Annotated in this window: 14 protein-coding genes; 6 read left to right on the top strand and 8 right to left on the bottom strand. The window is 73.3% G+C overall.

Translation table 11 applies throughout. From position 1 onward, the window contains the following. Window positions 1–1,411: hypothetical protein (locus V7E46_RS02285; protein WP_333766814.1), on the top strand; the 1,411-nt coding region annotated here is incomplete at its 5' end. On the opposite strand, the gene V7E46_RS02280 is transcribed toward V7E46_RS02285, so the two are convergent. The 4 genes from V7E46_RS02280 to V7E46_RS02265 form a co-directional block, all read right to left on the bottom strand. Beyond that, entirely contained in the window at window positions 1,381–1,791 is a 411-nt protein-coding gene (locus V7E46_RS02280; protein ID WP_333766813.1) for a Fur family transcriptional regulator, read from the bottom strand. The genes V7E46_RS02285 and V7E46_RS02280 overlap by 31 nt on opposite strands. Before the next feature lie 267 nt (window positions 1,792–2,058). Next, the gene (locus V7E46_RS02275; protein ID WP_329174933.1) at window positions 2,059–2,451 is read right to left on the bottom strand and encodes a CBS domain-containing protein; all 393 of its coding nucleotides are present in this window, start codon (window positions 2,449–2,451) and stop codon (window positions 2,059–2,061) included. A 189-nt stretch (window positions 2,452–2,640) separates the two neighbouring features. Next, window positions 2,641–3,441: a histidinol-phosphatase gene (gene hisN, locus V7E46_RS02270; RefSeq protein WP_333766812.1), complete on the bottom strand. Its 801-nt coding sequence runs from the start codon at window positions 3,439–3,441 to the stop codon at window positions 2,641–2,643. A gap of 136 nt (window positions 3,442–3,577) precedes the next feature. Then, window positions 3,578–5,284, bottom strand: coding sequence for an ABC transporter family substrate-binding protein (locus V7E46_RS02265; RefSeq protein WP_333766811.1), 1,707 nt, complete (start codon window positions 5,282–5,284; stop codon window positions 3,578–3,580). A gap of 188 nt (window positions 5,285–5,472) precedes the next feature. Here V7E46_RS02265 and V7E46_RS02260 point away from each other — a divergent pair, with 188 nt between their 5' ends. From V7E46_RS02260 to V7E46_RS02250, 3 genes are all read left to right on the top strand, one after another. Then, complete coding sequence (locus V7E46_RS02260; RefSeq protein ID WP_333766817.1) at window positions 5,473–6,456, top strand: ABC transporter permease; 984 nt, start codon at window positions 5,473–5,475, stop codon at window positions 6,454–6,456. Window positions 6,457–6,528: 72 nt separating this feature from the next. Next, entirely contained in the window at window positions 6,529–7,461 is a 933-nt protein-coding gene (locus tag V7E46_RS02255; RefSeq protein WP_329174927.1) for an ABC transporter permease, read from the top strand. Then, window positions 7,458–9,713 carry a dipeptide ABC transporter ATP-binding protein gene (locus V7E46_RS02250; protein WP_333766810.1) on the top strand — a complete coding sequence of 752 codons (2,256 nt, stop codon included), beginning with the start codon at window positions 7,458–7,460 and terminating at the stop codon, window positions 9,711–9,713. Before V7E46_RS02255 ends, V7E46_RS02250 begins: the two co-directional genes overlap by 4 nt. Window positions 9,714–9,804: 91 nt before the next feature. On the opposite strand, the gene V7E46_RS02245 is transcribed toward V7E46_RS02250, so the two are convergent. The 4 genes from V7E46_RS02245 to V7E46_RS02230 form a co-directional block, all read right to left on the bottom strand. Continuing rightward, on the bottom strand, window positions 9,805–10,128 hold the full coding sequence (locus V7E46_RS02245; RefSeq protein WP_329174923.1) for a DMT family transporter: 324 nt from the start codon (window positions 10,126–10,128) through the stop codon (window positions 9,805–9,807). A 163-nt stretch (window positions 10,129–10,291) separates the two neighbouring features. Beyond that, a complete protein-coding gene (gene rsgA / locus V7E46_RS02240) occupies window positions 10,292–11,308 on the bottom strand; it encodes a ribosome small subunit-dependent GTPase A (RefSeq protein WP_333766809.1) in 1,017 nt (338 codons plus the stop codon). A 3-nt stretch (window positions 11,309–11,311) separates the two neighbouring features. Then, a complete protein-coding gene (gene aroA, locus V7E46_RS02235) occupies window positions 11,312–12,643 on the bottom strand; it encodes a 3-phosphoshikimate 1-carboxyvinyltransferase (protein ID WP_333766808.1) in 1,332 nt (443 codons plus the stop codon). Between the two features lie 121 nt (window positions 12,644–12,764). Then, window positions 12,765–13,478 (bottom strand): M50 family metallopeptidase, encoded by a 714-nt coding sequence (locus V7E46_RS02230; protein ID WP_333766806.1) that lies wholly within the window; start codon window positions 13,476–13,478, stop codon window positions 12,765–12,767. 99 nt (window positions 13,479–13,577) lie between these two features. Between V7E46_RS02230 and V7E46_RS02225 the strand changes: the two genes are divergently transcribed. Next, entirely contained in the window at window positions 13,578–14,393 is an 816-nt protein-coding gene (locus V7E46_RS02225) for an SOS response-associated peptidase (protein ID WP_333766805.1), read from the top strand. Then, window positions 14,393–15,103: an alpha/beta hydrolase family protein gene (locus V7E46_RS02220; protein WP_333766804.1), complete on the top strand. Its 711-nt coding sequence runs from the start codon at window positions 14,393–14,395 to the stop codon at window positions 15,101–15,103. Before V7E46_RS02225 ends, V7E46_RS02220 begins: the two co-directional genes overlap by 1 nt. Window positions 15,104–15,419 lie beyond the last annotated feature (316 nt).

Here is a 15,419-nt window from a genome sequence, read left to right as displayed (position 1 = left end):
GTGCGGGGGCGGGGGATGCTGGGAGGAGGACGAGGTGACGGCGCATCAGGAGGCGGGATTGTTGCGCAGGCGGCGGGGACGCTGCCCGCAGGACGGGGCGGCAGCCGAGGTCAGCGGGCGCTGGGCCGAGTGGTGCGGGGCCGCGGCCCGCGACGGGCGGCCCGCGGACGTCGACGCGCTGCTGGGCCGCCTGCTGGCGCTGCCCGCCGAGGGCGCCCCGTACGAGCGCGCGGCGGCGTTGGACGCGCTGACCGCGGCCCCGCCGAGGCTGCTGCTGCTCCTGGACCGCGCGGCCCGTACCGGCCCGGCGCCGCGAGCCGCGGGCGCCGACGTACTGGCGCTGCTGCTGCGGTCGTTCGCGCCGGACGGGCACGTACGGGAGGCCGCCGTCGAGGGCCTGGCCTGCTGCGGGGGACCCGCGGCGGTGGCCGGGCTCGCGCTGCGCACCGCCGACTGGGTGGAGCCGGTCAGGGCCAGGGCCACCGCGGCCCTGCTGGCCCGCAGCGCCCCCGAGGAGGTCGCCGCGGCCGTACGCGTGCTGCTGCGGCTGGCCGGCCGCAGCCGTACCGGCGCGCTGCTGGGGGACTACCGCGGACTGCTGTGCCGCCCGCCGCACCGCAGGGCGCTGCGGGTCCTGGTGGCGGACGCCGACCGCGTCGCCCGCCGCTTCGGCGTGGCCTTGGCGCTGGAACTGGGCGAGTACGCGCGCGGCGACCTGCTGCGTACCGCGCTGCGGGACCGCGACCAGGTGTGCCGCGCCCTGTGCGCGCAGCGGCTGCTCGACCTCGACCCGGACCAGGCAGGCCGGCTGCTGCTGGCCAGGGACGCGGCCGTACGCGAACTGGCGGTCGCGGCGCTGCCCGCCGACGTACCGGCGACGCGGCTGGTGGCACCGCTGGCCGACCGGGCGCGCATGGTACGGGCGCAGGCCCGCTGGCAGCTGTACGGCCGCGGTGAGCCGCCGTCGGGGGTCTACCGCAGGCAGTTGGGCCGGGCGGGCCGGACGACGCCGGTGCGGCTGCTGGCCGGGCTCGCGGCGGGCCTGGGGGAGTGCGGGGACGCGGCCGATGTGCCGGCCCTGATGCGGCTGCTGGACCAGCGGCGCCAGTCACCCCCGATGGTGCGCAGGGCGGCGGTCAGGGCGGTGGGGCGACTGGCCCCGCGCGAGGAACTGGTCGGGCTGCTCGGCCCGCTGGCGATGGACCCCGACCCGGGTGCGGCCCGTGAGGTCTTCGAGGCGCTGGCGGCCAGGGCGCCGGGCGAGGTGCCGGCGGAGATCCGCTGGATCGGCGGTGTACGCCCCGAGGCGGCGGTCCGCCGGGCCGCTGCCCGTATCGGCGGCGGGCGGCAACCGTCGCCCACGGTGCGGGGGGCGTCGCGTTACGAGCAGTCGCGGCACAGTCCCCGATAGGTGACCTCGGCGGTGGCGACGGTGAAGCCGAACCGTTCGGCGGCGGGCAGCGCGGTGAGCGGGTCGCCGTGCGGGTGCACATCGCGGACGGTGCCGCAGCGGGAGCAGACCAGGTGCTGGTGCGGCCGGTGCGCGTTGGGGTCGTAGCGCTTGGCGCGCCCGTCCGTGGCGACCTCGATGATCTCGCCGATGGTCACCATCTCGCCCAGCGTGTTGTAGACGGTGGCGCGGGAGATCTCCGGCAGCCGCTCTATGGCGCGGGCGTGCACCTCGTCGGCGGTGAGGTGCACGTGGTCGCCGTCGAGGACCTCGGCGACGACCCGCCGCTGCGCGGTCAGCCGCCAGCCGCGTTCGCGGAGTCGTTCCAGCAGGTCACTCATGGGCACCAGCCTAACAGCGGGGGTCCGGAGTGCGAATCGGTCCGTGTCTGGGATTCTTCTCGGTTTGGACTCTGTCTATCGTAGGATCGATTCCGGTGACAGCCGGAAGCGGCGCCCGCTGTGGCCGCAAGAGACTTCGGCAGGCGCCGGGTGGCGGCGGTCCAGGCCCTCCGCCGCCCGGCCCTGCGCTTGACCGAGAGGCCGAAGGGGCCGGATGCCAAGGGGCTCCGGCCCCTTCGTCGCGCCCGGGGTCGGGGCGCTGGGCGGCTACGCCGGGACCGCGGCTTTCACCGGCGCCCAGCAGCGGATGATGTCGCGCACCGAGACCACGCCGACCGGCTCGTGGCCGTCCAGCACGATCAGATGGCGGAAGCCGCCGCGCAGCATCGCGGTGGCCGCCTCCTCCAGCGTCCACCGGGGTCCGGCGAAGACGACGTCGGTGGTGGTGTGGGCGTGCGCCGGCTCGTGGTCGGGGCTCAGGCCCGCGCCCACGGCGTTGAGCACGTCACGCTCCGTCAGAATGCCGAGTCCGCAGGTGTCGGTGTCGAGGACGATCGCCGCGCCGACCCGGCGGGCGGACATCAACTCGGCGGCCTGGCGGAGAGTGTGGGCGGGGCCGATGGTGAGAACCATCGTCGTCATCGCGTCGCTGACCAGCATGGTCGGGCACCTCCTGGGGTGGACCCGTCCGTGAATGCATTCACACATTCACAAGCGGGGGTGCCTTCATAGTCACACGCACCCCAGTGGTGGGCAAGGGTCCGCGCGCGATGAGTAGCTCTCGGTCACGAATCGCCGCGACACCGCGCAGCCGCGTTCACGAACCGCCCGGAAAGCCCCGGCAGTTGCTCATGAACCGCCGAGATACCCCAGCAGTTCCTCGTGCAGCAGCCCGTTGGACGCCGCCGCGTTGCCGCCGAAGGGACCGGGCACCCCGTCCAGCGAGGTGAACCGGCCGCCCGCCTCCCGGACGATCACGTCGTTCGCCGCCATGTCCCACAGGCTCAGCTCGGGCTCGGCGCAGATGTCCACCGACCCCTCGGCCACCATCATGTACGGCCAGAAGTCCCCGTAGCCGCGGGTCCGCCAGCAGTTGCGGGTCAGGTGCAGGAAGCCGTCGAGGCGGCCCTGCTCCTCCCAGCCGCTCAGCGACGAGTACGCGAAGGACGCGTCCTCGAGCCGGCTCACCCGGGAGGCGTGCAGCCGGGTCGCCGACGACAGGCTGCGCCCGGTGTACGCGCCGGTGCCCTTCGCCGCCCACCAGCGGCGGCCGAGGGCCGGCGCCGAGACCACCCCGACGACCCCCTCGTCCGCACCGTGCTCGCCCTGTACCACCAGCGCGATGAGCGTCGCCCACACCGGTACCCCGCGGACGTAGTTCTTGGTGCCGTCGATCGGATCGACGATCCAGCGTCTGGGGCCCGAGCCGTGGCTGCCGTACTCCTCGCCGAGCACCGCGTCGCGCGGCCTGGCACGGCCCAACTGGCCGCGGATCAGCTCCTCGGCCTCCTTGTCCGCCTCGCTGACCGGTGTGAGGTCGGGCTTGGTCTCGACCTTGAGGTCGAGTGCCTTGAAGCGCGCCATGGTCGCGGCGTCGGCGGCGTCGGCCAGCACATGGGCCAGCCGCAGGTCGTCGTTGAAGTCGGGCATGCGCCGAACAGTAGCGCGGCGGTGCGCGGCCCGCCGGTCCGCGCCCCGCCCGCGCGTCCCGCGGCTCCGGCGGGGGAGCCGCGGGACACCTCCTCCCGGGAGCCGGCGGGCACCTCTTCCGAGGAGGTCCAGCTTCCTAGGAGGTCCAGCCCATGCGGTCGTAGTCCCAGTCCGCCAGGCCCGAGGCGCCGAAGTTGGCCAGGCCCTTGCGGACCGCGACGATCTGCGGGCGCTGGTACAGCTCGATGGAGTGCACCTGCTCCCAGATCTTCGCGTCCGCCTGGTTGTAGAGCGCGTCGGCCGCGGTCCGGTCGGTGGTCTGCGCGGCCTGGGTGATCAGCTGCTGGATCTGCGGGGTCGTGATCCGGCCGTAGTTGCCGTACACCTGCGAGCCGGTCGGCGCCTGGAAGGTCGAGTACAGCAGGGTGTGGAAGAGCGCGTCGACGTTGCGGAAGCTGACCAGGTCGAAGGCGCCGGTGTTGACGTACTTCTCGAAGAAGTCGTTGGACGGGACCGTCTGGATCTTCACCGCGATGCCGGCCTGGCCGAGCTGCGCCTGCACCAGCTGCGCCTGGTCGGTGGCCGACGAGCTGCTTCCGGCGCTGATCACATATTGCAGGGTGAGCTGCTTGCCGCCCTTGGTGCGCGGCTTGCCGGGGCCGTTGTCCTGCCAGCCGGCCTGGCCGAGCAGCTTCCTGGCGCCCGCGAGGTCGTAGTCGCCCCACTTGCCCGCGTTGTCCTGGTAGCCCTGCTGGTTGGGCATGAAGAAGTGGTTGTCGAGCGGCTTGACGGTGAAGGGCAGGTCCTTGGAGAAGGCGGCGACGATGCCCTGCCGGTCGATCGCCAGGTCCACCGCCTGCCGTACGGCGAGGTCCTGGAGCGGGCCGCGGGCGCCGTTGAGGGTGATGTGGACCTCGTCCCAGCGCGAGCCGGTCCTGATGGCGGTGTCGGGGGACTTCGCCAGCCGCTTGTAGTCCTCCGGCTGGAAGGCCGGGGTCTCGTCGATCTCCTTGTTGAGATACGCGTCGGTATCCGCCGAGGTGTCCAGCGCCCGGTAGATGATCGCGTCCAACTTCGGCTTCGCGCCCCACCAGTGGGGGTCGGGCACGGTCGTGACGGTCTGCGCGGTCGTGTCGTACCCGCTGATCCTCCAGGAGTTGCCGGTGATCGGGACCTTGCCCAGCCAGCCCTTGTTGAACAGCTCGGGCGTCGCGATCGAGGGGGCGGGCAGCAGCGGGCGGAAGAGCCGCTGCCAGTCGGCGTACGGCTTGCCGAAGGTGACCTTCACCTGCTGGTCGTCAACGCCCCTGGTGACCGCGGAGATCTGGTCGTAGCCGCTGGTGTCGGCGACCAGGTAGCGGTCGTCCTTGCCGTTCAGCGCCTTCCACTGGGTGGCGAAGTCCTGCCAGCTCAGCTGCTTGCCGTCGGACCACCTGGCCTTCGGGTTCAGGGTGTAGGTGACCACCTGCGGGGTGGTGGAGGTGACGGTGGCCGAGACCAGGAAGTCCTTGTCGAGCTGCGAGACGCCCTTGGCGTCGTAGCGGAAGAGGCTCGGCAGCACCTGGACGTCGATGCTCTGGGCGTCACCCTGCGTGCCGTCCACCTGGTAGAAATTCCACTGCGAGATCCACTGCTGGATCGACAGCTTCAAGGTGCCGCCCTGCTTGACCCTGCTCGCGGGCTGCGCGTTGATCCCCGAGGTGCCCACCACGGGCGCCGCGGCGCTCTTCTTCGGCGCCGCTTTCCCGTCGTCGTCGGAGCCGCCGCTGCACCCCGCGACCAGCACCGCGGTGGAAAGGGCCATGGCGACCGCGGTGGCGGGTCCGCCGAACATCCTGGGCATGGGTGGCTCCTCCGGTCGTCGGGCACGGCGCACCAGCATCCGCTGCCCCTCCGGGCACGGCACTGGCGCTTGACGCTAGACCGCCACCGCCGCCCCACGCGCCTCTTTGGTAATGCCGACACGGCCTCTTCATATTGCGGTAACACAATGCCCCGAGGATCGTGGTGACGCCGGAGAGAGGACCCGATGTGCTCGCGTATCTGGCCCGGCGGCTGGGTTATTACGTGGTCCTGCTGCTGGTCGCCGTGTGCCTGTCGTACGCGCTGGCGGCCACCGCGCTCCAGCCGCGGGCGTACTTCGAGGCCCGGCAGCCGCCGCCGCGGCCCGCCGCCGTCGACGCGCAGCTCAGCGCGCTCGGCATCAACGACCACACCCTGCTCTACGACCGGTTCGGGCACTGGGCGTCCCACGCGGTGCGCGGCGACCTCGGCAGCACCATCGACGGCACCTCGGTCAACGCCGAGTTCGGCCGCCGGGTCGGGGTCAGCCTGCGGCTGCTGGTGGTCGGCACCGTGGCCGGCACGGTGATCGGCGTGCTGGCCGGCGCCTGGACCGCGGTCAGGCAGTACCGGCTGTCCGACCGGCTCGTCACCGTCACCTCCTTCGTCCTGCTGTCCACCCCGGTCTTCCTGCTCGCGGTGCTGCTCAAGATCGGCGCCATCAAGCTCAACCAGGCGCTGGGCACCGACCTGATCAGGTTCACCGGCGAGAAGACCCCCGGTCTGCACGGCGGTTGGTTCGCGCACGCCAAGGACCGGGCCGTGCACCTGCTGCTGCCGAGCCTGTCGATCGGGCTGATCACCATCGCCACCTACAGCCGCTACCAGCGCAGTACCATGCTCGACGTCCTCGGCTCCGACTACCTGCGCACCGCCCGGGCCAAGGGCCTGACCCGGCGCAAGGCGCTGCTCAAGCACGGGCTGCGTACCGCGCTCATCCCGATGTCGACCTTCTTCTCCTACAACTTCCTCGCGGTCTTCACCGGCGCGATCTTCACCGAGGCGATCTTCGGGTGGCACGGCATGGGGGAGTGGCTGGTCGCCTCGATCGGCAAGGACGACGTCAACTCGGTCGTCGCGGTCAGTACGTTCGCGGCCGTCGTCGTCCTGCTGTCCGGCTTCGTCGCCGATCTGCTGCACGCCGCCCTCGACCCGCGTATCCGCCACGCCTGACGGGTACGCCCGATCAGGGTTCCGACCACCGCCGCTGACCGCGGCTTCACGACAAGGGGCCACCACACCGCCATGGCCACCGCACCAGAGACCCTGCTCGCCGGAGCCGAGGACGACGACGGCCTGGTCGCGGGGCCGCCCAGCCGGGTCAGGGTCACCCTGCGCCGCTTCGCCGGCCACCCCAGCGCCGTCGCGGGCCTGGTCGTGGTGGCGCTGCTGTTCGTGCTCGCCTTCGCGGGGCCGCACCTGACCCGGTGGAGCTACAGCGACATCGACTACACCGCGCTGCGCTCGGCGCCTTCGTCCCGGCACTGGTGGGGCACCAACAGGATCGGCCAGGACGTCTTCGCGCAGACCGTGCGCGGGTTGCAGAAGTCGCTGATCATCGGGCTGCTGGTCGGGGTGGCCGCGACCGCGGGCGCCGCCGCCGTCGGCGCGTGCGCGGGCTACTTCGGCGGCTGGACCGACCGGCTGCTGACCTTCGTCACCGACCTGCTGCTGATCTTCCCCAGCTTCCTGGTGATCTCCGTGGTCTCGCCGCGGCTCAAGGGCGGCGGCTGGCTGATCTTCGCGCTGCTGCTCGCGCTCTTCGCGTGGATGGTCACCGCCCGGGTGGTGCGGTCGATGGCGATCTCGCTGCGGGAGCGGGAATTCGTCCGGGCGGCCCGCTACATGGGCGTCGGGCCGCTGCGGATCATCGTCCGGCACATCGTGCCCAATGTGGCGTCCTTCCTCATCATCGACGCGACCATCGCGGTGGGCACCGCCGTGATGAGCGAGACCGCGCTGTCCTACTTCGGCTTCGGCGTGCAGTCGCCCGACGTCTCGCTCGGCACCCTGATCGCCGACGGCACCGGGGCCGCGGTCACCTACCCGTGGATGTTCTTCTTCGCCGCCGGGCTGCTGGTCGTCTTCGTGCTCGCGGTGAACCTGATCGGCGACGGTCTGCGCGACGCGATCGACCCGACGTCCACGCGGCGGCGCACGAAGGGGGCGGCCCGGTGACGGAGTCGGTGCCGGACGACGTCGTGCTCGACATCCGAGGCCTGGAGGTGGACTTCGGTACGGTGCCCGCCGTGCGCGGTGTCGACCTGGTCCTGCACCGCGGCGAAGTCCTGGGCCTGGTCGGCGAGTCGGGCTCGGGCAAGTCGGTGACCGCGCTCGCCGCAATGGGGCTGCTGCCGGGCGGCGCGCGCGTACGCGGCTCGGTACGCCTCGACGGGACAGAACTGGTGGGCGCCACCGACGCGGCGCTGTCCGCGGTGCGCGGCAACCGGATCGCCATGGTCTTCCAGGACCCGCTGTCCGCCTTCACGCCGGTCTACCGGATCGGCGACCAGATCGCCGAGGCGCTGCGCGCCCACCAGGACCTCTCCCGGGAGCGGGCCGCCGAGCGGGCGGTGGAGCTCCTCGACCTGGTCGGCATCCCCGAGCCGCGGATCAGGGCCGCGGCCTTCCCGCACGAATTCTCCGGCGGCATGCGGCAGCGCGCCATGATCGCCATGGCCGTCGCGAACGACCCCGACGTCATCCTCGCCGACGAGCCCACCACCGCGCTCGACGTGACCGTGCAGGCCCAGGTGCTCGACGTGCTGCGCACGGCGCAGCGCGAGACCGGCGCCGCCCTGCTGCTGGTCAGCCACGACCTGGGCGTCATCGCGGGCAGCGCGGACCGGGTCGCGGTGATGTACGCGGGCCGGATCGTGGAGACCGCGCCGGTGGACGCGCTGTTCGCCCGGCCGCGGATGCCGTACACGCTGGGCCTGATCGGCGCGGTGCCGCGGCTGGACGCGGACGCGAAGGGGCGGCCCGAACCGCTGGTGCCGATCCCCGGCGCCCCGCCCGTGCCCGGCTCGCTCCCGCCCGGCTGCGCCTTCGCCCCGCGCTGCCCCCTGGCCGAGGCCCGCTGCCGGGCGGCGGAACCGGGGCTGACCGCGGTGGCGGAGCCGGGGCCGACCGCCCCGGCCGAGCCGGAACGGGCGCCGGCGGAGGCCGGATCGGCGGGACCCGAAGCGACGGCGGTACCCGGGCCGATCGCGGTGGCGGAGCCGGCGCCCGCGCTGCGGAAAGCCGAACCGGCGGCGGCAGCGCCCGCCGCGCCGTCAGCCGACGTCACCGCCCGTGCGCGGGCCACGCACCTGGCAGCCTGCGTGCGGTCCGACGAGATCGCCGGGCTCGGGCCGCTCGACGTCTTCCCGGTGGCCGTCGCCGAGAGCCCGGCGGCGCCCGTGGCGGACCGGCGGCCCGACGGGGACACCGTGCTGCGGGTCGCCGGCCTGGCCAGGACCTTCCCCCTGCTCAAGGGCGCGGTGCTCAAGCGCCGGGTCGGCTCGGTGTACGCCGTGGACGAGGTGGACCTCGACATCAGGACCGGCGAAGTCCTCGGCCTGGTCGGCGAGTCGGGCTCGGGCAAGTCCACCACCCTCTTCGAGATCCTGGAGCTGAAACGGCCGGAGCGCGGCAGCGTCGAGGTGCTGGGCCGCGGCACGGACGCGCTGACCCGGCGCGAGGCGCACGCCCTGCGCGCGCAGGTGCAGATCGTCTTCCAGGACCCGATGGCCAGTCTCGACCCGCGGCTGCCGGTCGGCGACATCGTCGCCGAGCCGCTGCGCGCCCAGCGCGCCGACCGGGGCCGTATCGCCCGCCGGGTGCCGGAACTGCTGCGCCAGGTCGGCCTCGACCCGGCGCACGCGGACCGCTTCCCGCACGAATTCTCCGGCGGCCAGCGCCAGCGCATCGGCATCGCCCGCGCCCTGGCGGTCGATCCGAGGCTGCTGGTCCTGGACGAGCCGGTCTCGGCGCTCGACGTGTCGGTGCAGGCCGGCATCGTCAACCTGCTGCTGCGGCTGCGGGCCGAACTGGGTTTGGCCTACCTGTTCGTGTCGCACGACCTGTCCGTGGTGCGGCACATCGCGGACCGGGTGAGCGTGATGTATCTGGGCCGTACGGTCGAGGCGGGCGCGGTCGGCGAGGTCTTCGCCCGGCCCCTGCACCCGTACACCCAGGCGCTGCTGTCGGCGGTGCCGCTGCCCGACCCGGTACGCGAGCGGGCCCGTACCCGCATCCTGCTGCCCGGCGACCCGCCGAGTCCGACCCGGCGGCTGCCGGGCTGCGCCTTCCGCTCCCGCTGCCCGGTCTTCGCGACCCTGGGGGAGGAGCGGCGCGCGCGGTGCACCGCCGACGTACCGCCGCTGGCGGAGCAGGGCGCCGACCATGTGACGGCCTGCCACTTCCCGGCCGAGCGGGCGGTGCTGTGAGCGGGACGGCGGCTCAGGACCGGGACGGCGGTTCAGGAACGGTGCCGGCCGGCTCGGAGCATGGCGCGGCGACCGCCGGGCGGGGCCGGGGTCAGTGCGAGGAGCCGGAGATCTGCAGGCCGATGACGCCCACGACGACCAGTGAGATCGACGCGAGCTTGAGGGCGGAGACCAGGTCGCCGAGGAAGGCCATGCCGTAGATCGCGGTGCCCGCCGCGCCGATACCGGTCCAGACGGCGTACGCGGGACCGACGTCGAGCTTTTTCAGCGACAGGGTGAGCAGGCCGAAGGAGCCGAGGGCGAAGACGCAGAAGGCAACCGTAGGCCACAGGCGGGTGAAGCCGTGCGACAGCTTGAGGCAGACCGCGAAGCCGGTCTCGAAGAGACCCGCGACCACCACCAGGAGCCAGGCCATCGGGGCGCCTCCGTTTCGGCTCGTTCCGCTCGCGCCGCCCGCTGCGGCCGCTCGCGCTGCTCATACCCGCATCTCCGCCGGTCGTGCACCGGCGCGTGCGCTGTCGATCATCACACAGCACAGGGCGGAATGAGGCGGAAGTGAGGCGGCCCCACCGTACCGGTCAGTCGCCCTCGCGGCGCTCCCGGGTGGCCAGCAGGCGGCGCAGCGAGTCGAGACGGGCGGGTTCCGCGTGGCCCGCCGCCACCCAGGCGTCCAGGGCGCAGTCCTTCTCGTCGTGCGAACAGCCGCGCGGGCACTCCTCGGTGCCGGGCTCCAGGTCGGGGAAGGCCTTGATGACCCGGGACGGGTCGATGTGGTGCAGCCCGAAGGAGCGGACGCCCGGGGTGTCGATGACCCAGCCCGCCGCCCCCTCGGGTCCCGCGCCGGGCAGCGGCAGCGCGAGCGCCGAGGTGGTGGTGTGCCGGCCGCGCCCGGTCACCGCATTGACCACACCGGTGCTGCGCTGACGCTCCACCAGCGCGTTGACCAGGGTGGTCTTGCCGACACCGCTGTGCCCGACGAAGGCGGTGACCCGGCCGGCGAGGCGTTCGCGGATCTGGTCCACCCCGCCGGTCAGGAAGTCGTCCCGATTGGTGACCACGTAGGACAGGTCGAGGGCCCCGTACGTCTCCAGCAGCGGCGCCGCGGGCGCCAGGTCGGACTTGGTGAGCACCAGCAGCGGGTCGAGGCCGGCGTCGTAGGCCGCGACCAGGCAGCGGTCGATCATCCGCGGGCGCGGCTCGGGGTCGGCGAGCGCGGTGACGATGGCCAGCTGGTCGGCGTTGGCGACGACCACCCGCTCGAAGGGGTCGTCGTCGTCGGCGGTGCGCCGCAGCACCGACCTGCGCGCCTCGACCCTGACTATCCGGGCCAGCGTGTCCTTGGCCCCCGACAGGTCGCCGACCACCGCGACCCGGTCGCCGACGACCGCGGACTTGCGGCCCAGCTCGCGGGCCTTCATGGCGGTGACCTCGCGGTGGTCGACCAGGACGGTGAGCCGGCCGCGGTCCACGGTCAGCACCATGCCCTCGGCGGCGTCCTCGTGCTTGGGCCTGATGGTCGTACGCGGCCGGGTGCCCCTGCTGTTGGGGCGGACCCTGATGTCGTCCTCGTCCGGGTTCTTGCCGTAGCGCCGCACTTTTCAGCCCTGTCCCGCCGGTACGCCCAGCATCGTGGTCCACAGCTCGGGGAAGTCCGGCAGTGTCTTGGCGGTCGTCGCCACGTCCTCCACCCGGACGCCCTCCACGACCAGGCCGAGGACCGCGGCCGCGGTGGCCAGGCGGTGGTCCTCGTAGGTGTGGAAGTCGCCGCCGTGCAGCGGGCGCGGGCGGATGCGCAGGCTGTCGCCGGTCTCGGTGATGTCGCAGCCCATCTCGCCCAGCTCCTTGGCCAGCGCCGCGAGCCGGTCGGTCTCGTGCAGCCGCAGGTGCGCGATCCCGGTCAGCTCCGACTCGGACTCGGCGAGCGCCGCGACCGCCGCGATCACCGGGGTCAGCTCGCCCACGTCGTGCAGGTCGGCGGTGATGCCGCGGATCCGCCCGGTGCCGCGGAAGGTCAGCGCGTGGTCGGTCTGTTCGTACGAGCCGCCCATCCGGGTGAAGATCTCCCGCAGCGCGTCGCCGGGCTGGGTGGTCCTGCGCGGCCAGCCGGGCACGGTCACCCGGCCGCCGGTGACCAGGGCCGCGGCCAGGAAGGGCGCCGCGTTCGACAGGTCGGGCTCCACCGTGACGTCCCGGCCGAGCAGGGCGCCCGCGGTGACCCGCCAGACGTTCCTGGCGCCGCCGCTCTGCGGGGCGTCCACCCGGGCGCCGGCCTTGCGCAGCATGTCCACGGTCATCCGGATGTGCGGGACCGAGGGCAGCGCACGGCCGGTGTGCCGGATCTCCAGGCCCTTGTTGAAGCGCGGCCCCGACAGCAGCAGGGCGCTGACGAACTGCGACGAGGAGGAGGCGTCGACGTCCACCGCGCCGCCGGTCAGCGACCCGGCGCCGTAGACGGTCAGCGGCAGTGACCCGCGGCCCTCGTCGTCTATCCGCGCGCCCAGGGCGCGCAGCGCGTCGATCACGCCGTGCAGCGGGCGCTCGTACGCGCGTGCGTCGCCCTCGAAGCGGACCGGGCCGTCGGCGAGCGCGGCCACCGGCGGCAGGAAGCGCATCACCGTGCCCGCGTTGCCGACGTCGACGGTCGCCGGGCCGCGCAGCCCCGCGGGGATGATCCGCCAGGCCTCGCCGCCGTCGGGGTTGACCGTCTCGTCGATCTGGACGCCCATCGCCCGCAGCGCGTCGGCCATCAGGACGGTGTCCCGGCTGCGCAGCGGGCGGCGCAGCCATCCGGGTTCCGAGGAGTGCGCGGCAAGCACCAGGGCACGGTTGGTCACCGACTTCGATCCGGGCACCGTGACGGTCGCGTCAACGGCACCGGGCGCGGTGGGGGCGGCCCACCGGAGGGGGGAGTGCGCGGCGCTGTCGCTCATGAGGCCCAGCGTAGTGGCTCGGGTACGGGGAGATAAGTTGGCGAATCAGCCGAAACCTCCCGGAAACCAGGTGTCACATGAAGGTCATCCGGACCGGAACGCTCACTTCCGGTCGGCGGGGTCAGCGGATCAGCAGCCATTGCCCGCCGCCGACGACCGCGCACAGCGCGATCACGTAGAAGAAGAACAGCCACAGCGCGGCCGGCGTCCCGGTCAGCCGGCCCAGCTGGTCGGCGTCGGAGTTCCCGCTGCGGTCCCGGCGCCTGGAGCGCTGCAATTCGGCGACCGGACGGGCGCCGCCGGCCAGCAGGAACCACACCACCAGATAGGCGAAGGCCGCCTGGACCTGCGCTTTGGTGACCCAGGACACCAGCAGGAAGAGCGCCCCGGTCAGCACCACCGTCAGAGCCCCGTACGCGTTGCGGATCATCACCAGCATCGCCAGCAGCAGCGCCGTGGCCCCCCACAGCAGCGCCGTTATGTGCCCGGCCGCCAGCAGGGCCGCGCCCGCCAGGCCCAGCAGCGGCGGCGCCGTGTAGCCGGCCGCGGCGGTCAGCACCATGCCGGGGCCGCGCGCTCTGCCGCGGGAGACCGTCAATCCCGAGGTGTCCGAATGCAGCCTTATGCCGTCGAGCCGCCGGCCGGTGAGCAGCGCCACCAGACCGTGCCCGCCCTCGTGCGCGATCGTCACCGCGTTGCGCACGATCCGCCAGACCCCGCCGGACAGCACCGCCGCCAGGGCCAGCACCGCGGTCGCCCAGATCAGCCAGCGCGGCGGGTCGGCCTGCGTCCCGGTCAGCCGGTCCCACATCCCGGCGATGCTCGCGACGTTCATTCGGCGCTCATTCCCTCCTGCGTCCTGCCCCGCGCTTGCTTCGTACGCCCTTGCGATCCGGTCGCCGCCGGGGCCCGCGGTCGTGGCAGTCTGGCACCCATGTGCGGTCGATATGCGGCGAGCCGGAAACCAGAAGATCTCACGGGCCTCTTCGGCGTCACGAAGTGGGAGCCCACCGAGACCCTTGCCCCGGACTACAACGTGGCGCCGACGAAGGACGTCCCTGTCGTACTGGACCGTCCGGTGCGGGACTCCGGTTCCCCCGAGCCGGTACGCCAGCTGCGCGTGCTGCGCTGGGGCCTGGTCCCGTCCTGGGCGAAGACGCCCGACGTGGGCGTGAAGATGATCAACGCGCGGGCCGAGACGGCCGCCGAGAAGCCGTCCTTCCGCCGCGCCCTGGCCGCCAGGCGCTGTCTGATACCGGCCGACGGCTACTACGAGTGGGTGACCGGGGAGGGCGAGCGGCAGCTTGAGGAGCAGGGCAGGCGCAAGCGGGGCCGCAAGCAGCCGTATTTCGTCACGCCCGCCGACGGCTCGGTGATGGCGATGGCCGGGCTGTACGAGTTCTGGCGCGACCGCACCCTGCCCGACGACCACCCGCGCGCCTGGTGGACCACCTGCACGGTGATCACCACCGCGGCCGAGACCGGCGAGCTGGCCGGCTACGAGGGCCGGGGCCCGCGCGCGCTGGCCGACATCCACCCCCGGATGCCGCTGGTGATCACCCCCGACCGGTGGGACGCCTGGCTCGACCCGGCCACCACCGACCCCGATGTGCTGCGCGGCCTCCTCGCTCCGCCGCCCGAGGGCCTGATGCGGGCCTACCCGGTGGGCATGGCGGTGAGCAATGTCGCGAACAACGGCCCCGAGCTGCTCGACGAGCTGCCCGCGCCCGAGGAGGAGACACTTTTCTGATGGACGCACCGCCCGCCCCCGCAGCCGCCCGCACCGAAGAGGCCGACACCCCGGCAGGTCCCGCGCGGATCAGCTGGTACGCCGCCACCCGGCCGCGCAGCGTGCTCGCGCTCGGCCACGGCGCGGGCGGCGGCATCGAGGCGCGGGACCTGGCCGCGCTGGCCGCCGTGCTGCCCGCCGCAGGCGTGGTCGTCGCGCTGGTCGAGCAGCCGTGGCGGGTCGCGGGCCGCAGACTCGCCCCCGCGCCGGCCACCCTGGACGCCGGCTGGACCGTGCTGTGGCCCGCCCTCGCCTCGCCGGGCCTGCCGGTGATCGCCGGCGGGCGCAGCGCCGGTGCCCGGGTCGCCTGCCGTACGGCCGAACGCCTCGGCGCCGCCGCCGTCCTGGCGCTGGCCTTCCCGCTGCACCCGCCGGGCCGCCCGGGCTCGTCGCGGGCCGCAGAACTGACCGCCGCCGCCGACATCCTGCCGCTGCTGACCGTGCAGGGCGGCCACGACCCGTTCGGCCGCCCCGCCGAATTCCCGCCGGGCCGCGAGCCGGTGGAGGTGCCGTACGCGGACCACGGCTTCGGGGTGCCCAAGCGGGCCGGCGTCACCCAGGAGGAGGCACTCGCCGTGCTGACCGGGGCTGTCGCCGACTGGCTCGCCGACCTCGGGCACGCCACCGCGCACGCCGGCGGGCGAACCGGAAGCCGCAGCGGGCACCGCTGAGCCGGGGAAGCGGCCCTGGTCCTACGTCTCCGGTCGTGCTCCGGGTTGCGCTTCGGCTCCACCGCGGGAATGACGACAGCAACAGTGGCGTTGTGCCATGCGGAAGAGCGAAAAGCTGTGACAAAGCTCCGGTGAGAGAGGCATCCGCATGGTTTCAGCCGCATGCCGGCCCCGCGCAGAGGCCACCGCGCAGTCGGCGGTCGCCGCACCATTTGTGAACTGGGCGGAATGGCCCGCCAAGGGCGACGGCAAGGACCGTGGCAAGGGCGGATCGGGCGCATCACTCGCCAGTGCAATATCCTCCGAGACGAGCGTG

This window comes from Streptomyces sp. IBSBF 2435 (assembly GCF_036815005.1).
Classification (GTDB): Bacteria; Actinomycetota; Actinomycetes; order Streptomycetales; family Streptomycetaceae; genus Actinacidiphila.
The sequence above is the reverse complement of the archived record's forward strand: the minus strand, read 5'-3'. Positions and strand labels throughout refer to the sequence as shown.

Bases quoted from the DNA above. Each gene is read 5' to 3' on its own strand.
- V7E46_RS02280 (WP_333766813.1), bottom strand. From the start codon at position 1,791: ATGAGTGACCTGCTGGAACGACTCCGCGAACGCGGCTGGCGGCTGACC.
- V7E46_RS02275 (WP_329174933.1), bottom strand. From the start codon at position 2,451: ATGCTGGTCAGCGACGCGATGACGACGATGGTTCTCACCATCGGCCCC.
- hisN (WP_333766812.1), bottom strand. From the start codon at position 3,441: ATGCCCGACTTCAACGACGACCTGCGGCTGGCCCATGTGCTGGCCGAC.
- V7E46_RS02265 (WP_333766811.1), bottom strand. From the start codon at position 5,284: ATGCCCAGGATGTTCGGCGGACCCGCCACCGCGGTCGCCATGGCCCTT.
- V7E46_RS02255 (WP_329174927.1), top strand. From the start codon at position 6,529: ATGGCCACCGCACCAGAGACCCTGCTCGCCGGAGCCGAGGACGACGAC.
- V7E46_RS02245 (WP_329174923.1), bottom strand. From the start codon at position 10,128: ATGGCCTGGCTCCTGGTGGTGGTCGCGGGTCTCTTCGAGACCGGCTTC.
- aroA (WP_333766808.1), bottom strand. From the start codon at position 12,643: ATGAGCGACAGCGCCGCGCACTCCCCCCTCCGGTGGGCCGCCCCCACC.
- V7E46_RS02230 (WP_333766806.1), bottom strand. From the start codon at position 13,478: ATGAACGTCGCGAGCATCGCCGGGATGTGGGACCGGCTGACCGGGACG.
- V7E46_RS02225 (WP_333766805.1), top strand. From the start codon at position 13,578: ATGTGCGGTCGATATGCGGCGAGCCGGAAACCAGAAGATCTCACGGGC.
- V7E46_RS02220 (WP_333766804.1), top strand. From the start codon at position 14,393: ATGGACGCACCGCCCGCCCCCGCAGCCGCCCGCACCGAAGAGGCCGAC.